The following is a 213-nucleotide window of genomic DNA, read 5'->3' as shown; positions in this document are numbered from 1 at the left end:
CTTTCGAAGCTCGCGGCGAAACATACAAAATGGAAATCCTAGACGAGAACGTTTCTAAAGACGACCGTCCAGGCCTATACCACCATGAAGAATACATCGATATGTGTCGTGGTCCACACGTACCACATATGGGTTTCTGTCAGCACTTCACACTACTAAACGTAGCTGGTGCTTACTGGCGTGGTAACAGTGACAACAAGATGCTTCAACGTA

1 pseudogene is annotated in these 213 nt (G+C 46.5%); it reads left to right on the top strand.

Going from position 1 to position 213, the window contains the following annotated elements:
* Positions 1-213, top strand: a pseudogene (gene thrS / locus A3712_RS16810) (threonine--tRNA ligase); the annotation flags it as partial.

Source organism: Vibrio sp. HI00D65 (assembly GCF_001635455.1).
GTDB lineage: Bacteria > Pseudomonadota > Gammaproteobacteria > Enterobacterales > Vibrionaceae > Vibrio.
This window is presented reverse-complemented; position numbering and strand designations above follow the sequence as displayed.